Genomic DNA, 12,836 nt, shown 5'->3' on the forward strand with positions numbered 1-12,836 from the left:
GTCGCTTGTCCAAATTAGCCGGGAATTCCGATCCGCTTGATTTCCCAGTGTAGCTCAATTCCGGAATTTGCCTTCACCCGTTCACGTACGGTCTCGCCCAGCGTCTCGATATCGTGCGCGGTGGCATTGCCCGTGTTGATCAGGAAATTGCAGTGCATCTCGGAGACTTCTGCACCGCCGACGCGCAAACCGCGGCAGCCGGCGGCATCGACCAGCTTCCAGGCGGAATGGCCGGGCGGATTCTTGAAGGTCGAGCCGCCGGTCTTTTCGCGGATCGGCTGCGCGGTCTCGCGATGGGTTTGCACTTCCGCCATGCGCGCGCGGATCGCCTCGGCATCCCTGAGCTCGCCGCGGAACCGCGCGGAGGTGAAGATGATGGAGGCATCGACGCCGCTGTTGCGGTAGACAAACTTCATGTCGGCATTGGAGAAGATGTGCTTCGTGCCGTCGCGCCCGACGCCACGCGCCTCGATCAACACGTCCTTGGTCTCGCCGCCATTGGCGCCCGCATTCATGCGCAGCGCGCCGCCGATCGTGCCGGGAATGCCGAAGTAAAATTCGAGCCCGCCGATATTGGCCGACGCGGCGACTTCCGCCACGCGCTTGTCGAGCGCGGCTGCGCCCGCGGTGACGACATCGCCGCTCGCGCTCGCCTCGCCAAAGGCGCGCGGCGCAAGCCGGATCACCACGCCCGCCATGCCGCCGTCGCGCACGATCAGGTTGGAGCCGACGCCGACGACATAGACGGGAATGTCGCTTGCGAGATGCGCGAGGAAATAAGAGAGATCGTCCTCATCCGTCGGCGTGAACAGCACCTGCGCGGGACCTCCGACGCGAAACCAGGTGAGCTCGGCGAGCGACTGGTTCGCCAGCAGCCGGCCGCGAAGATCGGGCATCACGGCTTTGAGGTCGGGTGTGATGTCGGGGAAGCTCACTGCGCTACCCCAGCGCCTTCAATTCGCCGGGCAAGGCATACGCCCATTGCGTGATGTTGCCGGCGCCCAGACACACGACGAGATCGCCGGACTTCGCCACGCCCTTGACGATGCCAGCGAGATCGGACGCCGCGGGCAGCGGGATCACCTCGCGGTGGCCGTGGGCGCGCAGGCCCGCGGCGAAATGGTCGCGATCGATGCCTTCGATCGGCGTCTCGCCCGCAGCATAGACCTCGGCGACGATCACCGCATCCGCATCGTTGAAGCAGGTGCAGAATTCCTCGAACAGCGACTGCAGGCGGGTGTAGCGATGCGGCTGCACCACCGCGACGATGTTACCGTTGGTGGATTCCCGCGCCGCCTTCAGCACCGCCGCGATCTCGACCGGATGATGGCCGTAGTCGTCGATGACGGTGACGCCGTTCCACTCGCCGGTCTTGGTGAAGCGGCGCTTGACGCCGCCGAAGCCGGCGATCGCCTTGCGGATCGCCTCGTCCGACACGCCGAGCTCGCGCGCGACCGCAATCGCGGCGGTCGCGTTGGAGGCATTGTGGCGCCCCGGCATCGGCAGCATGAGATCGGAGATCTCGTGCACGGCGCCCGTCTTGCGATCGCGGAAGGCAACCTTGAACTTCGATCCGCCGCCCGCCGGGGTCAGGTCGACGAAGCGCACATCGGCCTGCGGATTCTCACCATAGGTGATGATGCGTCGATCCTCGATCTTGCCGACAAGGGTTTGCACCACGGGATGATCGATGCACATCACGGCGAAGCCATAGAACGGCAGGTTCTCGACGAAATGGCGGAAGGCGTCCTGCACCGCCTCGAAGGTCTTGAAGTGATCGAGATGCTCGGGATCGACATTGGTGACGATCGCGACCTCGGTCGGCAGCTTCAGGAACGTGCCGTCGCTCTCGTCCGCTTCGACCACCATCCAGTCACCCGCACCGAGACGCGCATTGGAGCCGTAGGCATTGATGATGCCGCCGTTGATCACGGTGGGATCGAGGCCGCCGGCGTCGAGCAGCGTCGCGACCATCGTGGTCGTGGTGGTCTTGCCGTGGGTGCCGGCGATGGCGACGCAGCTCTTCAGCCGCATGAGCTCGGCCAGCATCTCGGCGCGGCGCACCACGGGGATGCGCCGTTCGCGCGCCGCCGTCAGTTCCGGATTGTCGCGCTTGATCGCGGTAGAAACCACGACGACCTCGGCGCCGTCGACGTTCTCCGCCTTGTGGCCGACCGAGACCCTCGCACCGTTCTTGCGCAGGCGGTCGAGATTGTAATTGTCGGACGCGTCCGAACCCTGCACGGAATAGCCGAGATTGAGCAGCACCTCGGCGATTCCGCTCATGCCTATCCCGCCGATCCCGACGAAGTGGATAGGTCCGATCTCGCGCGGCAGTCTCATGGTGTATCCCGCAGTTCCCTTCGTCATGCCCGGGCTCGTCCCGGGCATCCACGAATCCTTACCACTTCTTGCAAGACGTGGATGGCCGGGACAAGCCCGGCCATGACGGCAAAAGTAGGAATTCCGGCCGATTTCGCGTCAGATTCCCGCGATTTTGGCCACCAGATCGGCCAGCCGCTCCGCTGCGTCGAGCCGGCCGGCGCCGCGGGCGGCCTGCGCCATGGCGGCAAGACGCGCGGGCTCGGCGGCGAAGGCGGAGATCTCGGCGGCGAGGCGATCGGAGGAAAACTCGGTCTGCGGAATGCGGATCGCACCGTCGACCTTGGCCAGCACGCCGGCATTGGCGAACTGGTCCTGGTCGATCGCGCCCGGCAGCGGCACCAGGATCGAGGGCCGCCCGATCGCGGCAAGTTCCGCCACGGTGCCGGCGCCTGAGCGCGACACCACCAGATGGTTGGAGGCCAGCCGTGCCGGAAGATCGGTGAAAAACGGCGCGAGCTCGGCCTTGATCTTCAGTCTGTCGTAGACCGCACGCACGCGCGCCATATCCTCGTCGCGCACCTGCTGGGTGAGGACGAGCCGGCTCCACAGCGCAGGCTCGAGGCGCTCGATCGCGCCCGGCACGATGTCGGCCATGATGCGCGCGCCCTGGCTGCCGCCGACGACGAGCAGGCGCAGCGGACCGTTCACTTCAGGCGCAGCATATGGCACGCCAGCTGCGGCGAGGATCGCCGGACGCATCGGCGTGCCGACCGTCGTGGTCTTGCCTGATAGCGCCGGATCGCGATCGAGCACGCCGGGCAACGACGTCGCGATGGCTTGGACGCGGCTCGACAGGAACCGGTTGGCGCGGCCGAGCACCGCATTGGCGTCATGGATGATGCCGGGCACGCCGGCGAATTTTGCGGCGACCAGCGGCGGCAGCGTCGGATAGCCGCCGAAGCCGACGACGGCGACCGGCTTCAGTCGCTTGATCAGGCTGTAGGCGGACAGCGTGCCGGCCGCGAGCGTCAGGCCGGCATAGGCGAGCTGCAGCGGATTGCGTCCGCGCGCAGTCTCGCTCGAGACGACGTCGATCATGTCCTTGGTGAACAGTCCGCTGTAGCGCAGCGCGCGCTCGTCCGTGACGAGGCGGACGCGGAAGCCGCGCCGGATCAGCTCGACGCCGAGCGCCTCGGCCGGAAACAGATGGCCGCCGGTGCCGCCCGCGGCGAGAAGAATCAGGGGGGAGGTGTCCATGGTGGCGAGTTTTACAAGGACTCTTTCGTCATTGCGAGCGCAGCGAAGCAATCCAGACTGCCACCGCGGAGAGATTCTGGATTGCTTCGCTTCGCTCGCAATGACGAAAAACTATGCGTAGCTGCGCATCGCCTCGGCGTGGCCGCTCGCCTCGACTTCGGTGCGCGGGCGCAGCCGCGTCAGCGCGAGCATCATGCCGACACCATAGGCCAGCGACACGATCGAGGAGCCACCATAGGAGATGAAGGGCAGCGTCATGCCCTTGGCGGGGATGAGCTGGAGATTGACCGACATGTTGATGGCGGCCTGCACGCCGAACAGGATCGCCAAGCCCGAGGCCGCGAAGCGCGAGAACATGTCCTCGTTGGCATAGGCGCGCGACAGCGTCCGGATGACGACGAAAGCAAACAGTGCCAGCATCGCGAGGCACAGGATGATGCCGAACTCTTCGGCGGCAACCGCGAACACGAAATCGGTGTGGCTGTCGGGCAGGCTGCGCTTGGCGATGCCCTCGCCCGGTCCGAGGCCGAACCAGCCGCCATTGTAGAAGGCCTCCATGGCGGTATCGACCTGGAAGGTGTCGCCCGAGGCCGGATTCATGAAGCGCTTGATGCGGCCGGCGACGTGGGGAACAAAAAGATAGGCGCTGAACAGTCCGGCGGCGCCGAGGCCGGCGAGCCCGAACACCCAGATCATCCGCATGCCCGCGATGAAGAACAGCGAGCCCCACACCATCAGGATCAGCATGGTCTGGCCGAAGTCGGGCTCCATCACCAGCAGCGAGACCAGCATCAAGAGCAGCACCAGCGCCATCGAGGTCGCCGGCATTTCTGGCCGCCTAGTGGATTCCGCGAACAGCCAGGCGGCCATGACGACGAACGACGGTTTTGCGATCTCGGAGGCCTGGATATTGAGGCCGAGTAGCGTGATCCAGCGCCGCGAGCCCTTTACTTCGGGGCCGATCGCGAGCGTCAGCACGATCAGGACGATGCTGACCGCAAAGATGATCAGCGCCGAGCGACGGATCGCCCGCGGCGACAGGAAGGACACCCCGAGCAGCACGATGCAGGACGGCACCAGGAATAGCACGTGGCGGCTGAAGAAGTGGAAGGGATCGAGCCCGATGCGGGTCGCAACCGGCGGGCTCGCCGCCAGCGACAGGATCACGCCGGTCAGCATCAGCGCCAGGATGGCACCCATCAGCGGCTTGTCGACGGTCCACCACCACTCGGAAAAGGGGGTGCGTTCTTCACGGGAGAGCATGGCGGCCGCTTTCGGACAGAGGTCGGTCCATTGGTCGCCGAGGTTGGTTACCGGGGGGTTAAGGAAACGGGGATGATTGGAGATGAAGGCGAGCGCTTACCTCAAATGCCCGTCATGCCCCGCGAAAGCGGGGCATCCAGTATTCCAGAGACGTCGAGGGTTCATAACCACAGCCGCGGCGTACTGGATCACCCGGTCAAGCCGGGCGACGACAGCGGAGCAACAACCAGCAGCGTCCCTACACCACCGGCTTCATGCCCGGCAGCGCCTGCACCAGCTCGCGGAACCTGGTGCCGCGAATTTCGAAGTTGCGATACTGGTCGAAGGAGGCGCAGGCGGGCGACAGCAGGACGACCGCGTCAGCGATGCCTGACGCCTCCGCATCGCATGCGGCTTGCTCGACGGCGACGTCGAGGGTCTGGCTGATCTCGTGCGGCACCTTCGTGCCGAGCGTGCCCGAAAATTCCTGCGCGGCCTCGCCGATCAGATAGGCTTTTCGGATGCGCGGGAAGTAGCCGGTGAGGCCGGTGATTCCGCCGGCCTTCGGCTTGCCGCCCGCGATCCAGAAGATGTCCGAAAAGGACGACAGCGCATGCGCGGTGGCGTCGGCATTGGTGCCCTTGGAATCGTTGACGAACAGCACGTTGCCGCGGCGGCCGACCTGCTCCATGCGATGCGCAAGGCCGGGGAAGCTGCGCAGGCCGTTCTGCAAGACGTCGAGGCCGATGCCCATCGCGAGCGCGGCGGCTGCCGCGCACGCCGCGTTCTGCGCATTGTGCAAGCCGCGCAGAGAACCGATGCCGCCGAGCGCCGCGATTTCACTGCGCGCGCCGCCCGAATTGCGCACGATATGGCCGTGCTCGACATGGATGCCGCTGGCCAGCGGATTCTTGACGGAGATCCGCACCACGTTCTTGCCGGCGCGATCGAGCCGGTCGGCGATATCGCGGCAAAAGCCGTCGTCGACGCCGACGATCGCGGTGCCGCCGGCCTGCACACCGGCAACGAGTCGCTCCTTCACCGCGGCGTAATGCGCGATGGTGCCGTGGCGATCGATGTGGTCTTCGCTGACATTGAGCAGAATGCCGACGGAGGGATCGAGTGAAGGCGTGAGGTCGATCTGATAGGACGACATCTCGATGACGTGGACGCGGCCCATGCCCGGCGGCTCCAGCGACAGGATTGCGGTGCCGATATTTCCGCCCATCTGGGTGTCATAGCCGGCGACCTTGGTGAGATGCGCGATCAAAGCCGTCGTCGTCGATTTGCCATTGGTGCCGGTGATGGCGACGAACGGCGCATCCGGCGCGTGCCGGCGCCTTTCGCGGCAGAACAGCTCGATGTCGCCGATCACCTCGATAGCGGCCTCCCGCGCCTTCAGCACGCTCCAATGCGGGACTGGGTGGGTCATCGGCACACCGGGCGCGAGCACCAGCGCGGCGAAATTCGCCCATGAGACGTTGCGCAAATCAGCCGTGATGAAGCCCGCTTGCGCGGCCTTGGCGACATTCTCGGCGCTGTCGTCGGCGGCGATCACCTCGGCGCCGCCCGCTTTCAACGCGTGACAGGAGGCGAGTCCCGAGCCGCCGAGGCCGAACACCGCGACCGTCTTGCCGGCAAAGGACGTGACAGGGATCATCGAGCGCTCACCGCAGCTTCAGCGTGGATAGGCCGGCGAGCGCCAGCATCACCGAGATGATCCAGAACCGGATCACGATCTGCGGCTCGGTCCAGCCGAGTTGCTCGAAATGGTGATGGATCGGCGCCATCCGGAAGATGCGTTTTCCCGTCATCTTGAACGACACTACCTGCACGATGACGGAGACCGCCTCCAGCACGAACAGGCCGCCGATCACCGCGAGCACGATCTCGTGCTTCACCGCCACTGCGATCGCGCCCAGCATGCCGCCGAGCGCGAGCGAGCCGGTGTCGCCCATGAAGATCGAGGCCGGCGGCGCGTTGAACCAGAGGAAGCCGAGGCCCGCGCCCAACAGGGCGCCGCAGAGCACGGCGAGCTCGCCGGTGCCGGCGACATATTTGATCTGGAGATAGTCGGCGAACACCGCGTTGCCGGCGAGATAGGCGATCATCGCAAAGCTCGCGGTCGCGATCATCACGGGCACGATGGCAAGGCCGTCGAGACCGTCGGTGAGGTTCACCGCATTGCCGGCGCCGACGATGACGAAGGCGCCGAACACGACGAAGAACCAGCCGAAATGCAGCACGGTGTCCTTCAGGAAAGGAATCGTCAGCGCGGTCGACGCGGGATCGCGGTTCAGCCGCACCAGCGCGTAGCAGGCCACCAGCGCGATCGCCGCCTCGATCAGCAGGCGAAGCTTGCTGCCGAACCCGGTCGTGGTCTGCTTCGTCACCTTGAGATAATCGTCATAGAAGCCGACGAAGCCGAAGCCAAGCGTCACCGCCAGCACGATCCAGACGTAAGGGTTGAGCGGATTGGCCCACAGCACCGTGCCGACCGTGAGACCGGACAGGATCATCAGCCCGCCCATGGTGGGCGTGCCTTTCTTGGCGAGATGCGATTGCGGACCATCGGCCCGGATCGGCTGGCCCTTGCCTTGCCGGATGCGCAGATGGTCGATGATCCAGGGTCCGAACAGGAATACGAACAGCGCGCCGGTGACGACGGCGCCGCCGGTGCGGAAGGTGATGTAGCGGAAGACGTTCAGGAAGGTGCGAACGGCACCGAAGCCCGGAAATGTGTTGGAGAGCTCGATCAGCCAGTAAAACATTCAGACGGTCCTATGGCGCCTTTGCACGCGCCTTGATCTTGGCCTTGTCAACCTGCCTCACGCGCATTCGCTGGTCTTCATCATCGGGTCGGGCGACCTCTAAAGAAAACGAACGGCTTCGCGCCGGAAAGGGGATTCGGGAACAGCGCCTTCCAAGCAGTTTACGCCCTTGCCTGCAAGGCGGCCACTAGGCCCGGCACAAACTTGTTGACCCAGAACATCTTCTTGCTGCCCTTGACAACCACGACATCGCCTGCCCTCAGCAGATTTGCGACCTCGCCCGGCTTCAGCGTGACGGGGTCGTCGTGCCAACCGAGACCCTTGCCGGCTGGAAGCACCTCGAACAGGTGACGCATCAGGGGTCCGACGCAATAGACGCCGTCGATGCCGTCGAGATGCCTGGCGAGGTCGATGTGATAGGTTGGTGCGCCGTCGCCCAGCTCCAGCATGTCGCCGAGCACGGCAATGCGGCGGCCACCGGTCGTGTTGCGCGCCTGCAAGCTTTGCAGCGCGGCAGCCACGCTGGCCGGATTACCGTTGAAGCTGTCGTCGATCACGGTGACGCCACCGGCCGCCTGCTCGACGCCACGGCCGCTCATGATACCGACCCGGTCGAGCTTGATCGCAAGCGTCGCCGCATCGAGGTTGGCCGCACGGATCGATGCGAGCGCGGCCAGCGCATTCTGAACGCGATGCGGCGCGCCCGGCGTCAGGCTGAACGCGATCTCCTTCTTGCCGAGCGCGGCCACGACCTGCCAGCTGTCGCCGTGCGGCGCGTGCGCGACTTCATGCACCTCGGCTTTCTCGCCGAAGCGTATGACCTTGCCCTTCCAGTCCGGCGCCTTGGTCCCGGCGGGCAGCACCAGCACGCCTTCCGCGGGCAGGCCGAGTGCAATCGACACCTTCTCGCGACGGATGGCTTCGAGCGAGCCGAGCTTCTCCAGATGCACCGGCTGGACGTTGACGACGAGCGCCACCGTCGGTCGCGTCAGTTCGCTAAGCCGCGCGATTTCGCCGGCCTGGTTCATGCCCATCTCGACGACCCAGAGACTGGCATCGGGGCGCGCATTGCACAGCGTCAGCGGCACGCCCCAGAAATTATTGAAACTCGACGGGCTGGCATAGGCGCCGGGATAGGCCGCGAGGAATTCCTTGGTGCTGGTTTTGCCCGCGCTGCCGGTGAGCCCGATCACCGGGCCGTTGAAGCGCGCGCGTGCTGCGCGCGCTAGGCCCCAGAGCCCGTCGATCAGCGTGTCCTTCACGACGATCTGGGGAATGCGGATGCCCGCGATCTCGTGCGGCACGATCATCGCGACCGCGCCCGAGGCTTCCGCCTTGTCCGCGAACTCCCAGCCGTCACGCGCGCTGGCGAAGGCCGAGATGAAGCCGCCGCTCGGGGTGCCGCTCAGCGCGACGAAGAGGCTGCCCGGCTTCACCAGCCGGCTGTCCTGGGTGACAAAGTCGATCGGCGTGTCCGGGAACGATCCGACGGCGCCCAGCGCGCGCGCCACTTCGGCCACCGTCCATATGGGCGCGCTCATGCAATCCTCGACGCTAATGCGGCGGCGACCGCCTCGTGATCACTGAAGGGCAAAACCTCTCCGCCGACGATCTGCCCGGTCTCGTGGCCCTTGCCGGCGATGAGCAGCGCATCGCCATCTTCCAATTCGGCGATCGCGGTGCGGATCGCCGCGGCCCGGTCGCCGATTTCGCGGGCGCCCTTGGCGGCGGCGAGAATTTCGGCGCGGATCGATTCCGGCTTCTCGCTGCGCGGATTGTCGTCGGTGATGATGACACCGTCGGCGTTGCCGGCGGCGATCTCGCCCATGATCGGACGCTTGCCGGCATCGCGGTCGCCGCCGGCGCCGAACACGACGACCAGCCTGCGCCTGGCGTAGGGACGCAGCGCCTGCAGCGCCTTGGCCAGCGCATCGGGCTTGTGCGCATAGTCGACGAAGATCGGCGCACCGTTGCGCTCTCCGACGCGCTCTAACCGGCCCTTGGCGCCTTCGAGATGTTCGAGGCTCGCGAACACGTCCGCGGCGTCGCCGCCGGTGCCGATGGCGAGGCCAGCCGACACCAGCGCATTCTCGATCTGGAACTCGCCGACCAGCGGCAGCCGGATCGTATACCGCTTGCCGCGATGTTCGAGCGCGAGCACTTGCGAAAATCCTTCGACCTCCGCACCGGCGAGACGAATGCCCTCGCCCGCCCCGTCGCCGTTGCGACCGACTGCCATCACGCGCAAGCCGCGCGAATTCGCAGCACTGATCGCCTCCGCCGAGCAATCATGATCGGCGGAGATCACGGCCGCGCCCCCCGGCGGGACAAGTTCGCGGAACAGCCTGAGCTTGGCCGCGAGATAATGCGCGACGGTCGGATGGTAATCCATGTGGTCGCGCGAGAGATTGGTGAAGCCGCCGGCGGACACGCGCACGCCCTCGAGGCGATATTGGTCGAGCCCGTGAGAAGAGGCCTCGAAGGCGAGATGCGTGACGCCCTCGCGCGCGATCTCGTCCAACTGCCGGTGCAGCGCGATCGGATCGGGCGTCGTCAGCGAGCCGTAGACGGTACGCTTCGGCGAGACCAGGCCGATGGTTCCGATACTGGCGGAGGCGTGCCCGAGCCGTTCCCAGATCTGCCGGGTGAATGCGGCGACCGAGGTCTTGCCGCTGGTGCCGGTCACCGCCGCAATTGTCGCAGGCTGCGCGGGAAAAAATCTTGCCGCGGCCAGCGCCAGCGCGCGGCGCGGATTGGCAACTGTGATGAACGGCACCTTGCAGCCGTCAGGCGCATGGTCGCCGACGACCGCCACCGCGCCTGCGGCAATCGCGGCATCGATAAAGCGCGCACCGTCGGTCTTGCTGCCCGCAAGTGCGAAGAAGAGATCGTCTGGCTTGACCGCGCGGCTGTCGAGCGCAACGCCGGTCACGTCGAGCGCCGCGACCGCGGGCTCGATTGCGGCGTCATTGCCCTGAACGTCCTGATCGAGGAGGTCGCGCAGCTTCATGGTCTTCCAGTCGACATGCCGGACCGGATCGCCGAATTTGCAGGGAAATCCCGACTCAGCAGCGGCAACGGCCCACCCGGTTGATTACTGGGTTGTCCTGGATGCTGCAAGAATAAGGCGCTCGGACGGCGGCAGGTCGAACCGCGGCTCGACACCCAGAAGCGGCGCGATCCGCTCGATCACCTTGCCGCCCGTGGGCACCGCGTTCCAGCCCGAGGTGATGAAACCCTTCGTTTCGGGAATGGCCTGGGGCTCGTCCAGCATGATCAGGATCTGATATTTCGGATCGTCGCAGGGCATGATCGCGGTGAAGGAGTTGAGCACCCGCTTCTTGGCATAGCGGCCGTTGATGACCTTCTCGGACGTGCCGGTCTTGCCGCCAACGTAGTAACCCTTGACGTCGGCGGTCTTGGCGGTGCCGATTTCTGCATTGAGCCGCATCAGGAACCGCATCTTGTCGCTGGTCTCCGTCCTGATGACGCGCTTGGCCATCGCCGCCGCTTCGGACTCGCTGCGCTTCATGAAGGTCGGCGGAATCAAATAGCCGCCGTTCACCAGCGCGTTGATGCCCATCACCGCCTGCAGCGGCGCCACCGACATGCCTTGGCCGAACGCGATGGTCACGGTGTTCAGCTCGCCCCAGCGGCGCGGTATCAGCGGAGCCGCGCTTTCCGGCAGTTCGGTGCGCAGCCGCGTCAACTGGCCCATCTTGCCGAGGAATGCCTTGTGCGCCTCGACGCCCTGCCCGAGCGCGATCCGCGCGGCGCCGATGTTGGACGAGAACGTGAACACTTCCTTGGTGTTGATGAAACGTCCGAGCGCGTGGCTGTCATGGATGGTGAACTTGCCGTAGTGCAGGTTTCCCCGTGCATCCCACATCGAGTTCAAATTGATTTTGCCGGAATCGAGCGCCATCGCCAGCGTGAACGCCTTGAAGGTCGAGCCCATCTCGTAGACGCCGGTGGTCAGGCGATTGATGCGGTCGGGATCGTGCGCTTCCTTCGGATTGTTGGGATCGAAATCCGGCAGCGAGACCATCGCCACGATCTCGCCGGTCTTGACGTTGGAGACGATGCCGGAGGCGGCCTTGGTGTGGTATTTCTCCTTGGCCTTCAGCAGCTCGTCACGCAGTGCGTGCTCGACCCGCAGATCCACCGATAGCTCGATCGGCTTTTGCAGCCGGTCGGTGGCAAAGCCCGCGCGGTGGAGATCGGCGAGCCCCTGATTGTCGAGCCACTTCTCCATGCCGGCGATGCCCTGGTTGTCGATGTTGACGAGACCAATGAGGTGGGCGACCTCGTTGCCGGTCGGATAGACGCGCTTGTTCTCGCGCAGGAAACCGATGCCGGGAATGCCGAGCTTGTGGATGTCCTGCTGCTGCTTCGCCGTAATCTCGCGCTTGAGCCAGACGAAGCCCTTGCGCGTCTTCAGGCGCTCGCGCACCTCGGCCTCGTCGAGGTCGGGCACCGTGGCGGTCAGAAGTTCGATTGCCTCGTCCTTGTCGATGATGCGACGCGGCTCGCCGAACAGGCTCGACGCCTTGACGTCGGTCGCGAGGATCGCGCCGTTGCGATCGACGATGTCGGGCCGCGCGGTCGCGACCACCTCCTGCGCCGCGGCGCGGCGCGCGCCGTGGGCGTCGGCGCCGATCGCGAACATCACTAGCCGGCCGCCGATCAGGGCGTAGACCGCGCCAAAGGCGAGCATCGCCAGGCCGACGCGCGCCCGCGCCTTGGCCGCGCGATCGACGTTGCGCCCGTACAGCAGGCTGCGGATCAGGCGCTGGCGCCAAGGCTCAGTCGGCTTTTCTGCCGGTTTGGCCGGGGTCACAGCATTCATGGCTTGTCCTCGGGCTGAGGTACGGAGCCCGTCACATTATCGGGATCGCTGGCGGCTTCGATGGTGTTGAGCATGGCGCCGATCGGATCCGGCTCGCCCGGCCTGAACATCCGCGGCGGGCGCTCGGGCAGATTCTTCAGTGAGTCATATTGCGTGCCGTTGACCGGCTTGAGCTGCAGATGCCGATCGGACAGGCCCTGCAGGCGCAGGGGCGCATCGAGCTTGGCCCATTCGGAGCGCAGCGCCGCGATCGCATCGCGCTGCTCGCGGATCTCCGCATGCAGCCGCAGCACCTTTTCGGTGCGCGCCGTGGAGTCCATCTTGATCCTATAGACATAGGCTGCCGCGAAGATCAGCGCGCCGATGACGAGGAGGTGGATGAAGCGCATGCG

At 65.7% G+C, this 12,836-nt stretch carries 10 protein-coding genes; all 10 read right to left on the bottom strand.

The genetic code is table 11. The features are described 5' to 3' along the window. Positions 1-14 precede the first annotated feature (14 nt). Positions 15-935, bottom strand: coding sequence for a UDP-N-acetylmuramate dehydrogenase (murB, locus tag ACFQX9_RS12955; protein ID WP_085349084.1), 921 nt, complete (start codon positions 933-935; stop codon positions 15-17). A gap of 4 nt (positions 936-939) precedes the next feature. Continuing rightward, entirely contained in the window at positions 940-2,343 is a 1,404-nt protein-coding gene (gene murC / locus ACFQX9_RS12960) for a UDP-N-acetylmuramate--L-alanine ligase (protein WP_377789034.1), read from the bottom strand. Between the two features lie 138 nt (positions 2,344-2,481). Next, a complete protein-coding gene (murG, locus tag ACFQX9_RS12965; protein ID WP_085349085.1) occupies positions 2,482-3,582 on the bottom strand; it encodes an undecaprenyldiphospho-muramoylpentapeptide beta-N-acetylglucosaminyltransferase in 1,101 nt (366 codons plus the stop codon). Between the two features lie 111 nt (positions 3,583-3,693). Then, positions 3,694-4,845, bottom strand: coding sequence for a putative lipid II flippase FtsW (gene ftsW / locus ACFQX9_RS12970; protein WP_018454238.1), 1,152 nt, complete (start codon positions 4,843-4,845; stop codon positions 3,694-3,696). 238 nt (positions 4,846-5,083) lie between these two features. Further along, a complete protein-coding gene (murD, locus tag ACFQX9_RS12975; RefSeq protein ID WP_018454237.1) occupies positions 5,084-6,484 on the bottom strand; it encodes a UDP-N-acetylmuramoyl-L-alanine--D-glutamate ligase in 1,401 nt (466 codons plus the stop codon). A 7-nt stretch (positions 6,485-6,491) separates the two neighbouring features. Beyond that, positions 6,492-7,595: a phospho-N-acetylmuramoyl-pentapeptide-transferase gene (gene mraY, locus ACFQX9_RS12980; RefSeq protein ID WP_007600847.1), complete on the bottom strand. Its 1,104-nt coding sequence runs from the start codon at positions 7,593-7,595 to the stop codon at positions 6,492-6,494. A gap of 161 nt (positions 7,596-7,756) precedes the next feature. Beyond that, positions 7,757-9,136, bottom strand: a complete 1,380-nt coding sequence (gene murF / locus ACFQX9_RS12985) for a UDP-N-acetylmuramoyl-tripeptide--D-alanyl-D-alanine ligase (RefSeq protein WP_377788798.1) — start codon at positions 9,134-9,136, stop codon at positions 7,757-7,759. After that, positions 9,133-10,605 (bottom strand): UDP-N-acetylmuramoyl-L-alanyl-D-glutamate--2,6-diaminopimelate ligase, encoded by a 1,473-nt coding sequence (locus ACFQX9_RS12990; RefSeq protein ID WP_377788800.1) that lies wholly within the window; start codon positions 10,603-10,605, stop codon positions 9,133-9,135. Before ACFQX9_RS12990 ends, murF begins: the two co-directional genes overlap by 4 nt. 84 nt (positions 10,606-10,689) lie before the next feature. Further along, complete coding sequence (locus tag ACFQX9_RS12995; RefSeq protein WP_377788802.1) at positions 10,690-12,444, bottom strand: peptidoglycan D,D-transpeptidase FtsI family protein; 1,755 nt, start codon at positions 12,442-12,444, stop codon at positions 10,690-10,692. After that, positions 12,441-12,833 (bottom strand): hypothetical protein, encoded by a 393-nt coding sequence (locus tag ACFQX9_RS13000; RefSeq protein WP_007600843.1) that lies wholly within the window; start codon positions 12,831-12,833, stop codon positions 12,441-12,443. The genes ACFQX9_RS12995 and ACFQX9_RS13000 overlap by 4 nt, the downstream gene beginning before the upstream one ends. Positions 12,834-12,836 lie beyond the last annotated feature (3 nt).

Origin of the sequence: Bradyrhizobium sp. GCM10028915, assembly GCF_042666195.1 — a bacterium.
Taxonomy (GTDB): domain Bacteria; phylum Pseudomonadota; class Alphaproteobacteria; order Rhizobiales; family Xanthobacteraceae; genus Bradyrhizobium; species Bradyrhizobium canariense_D.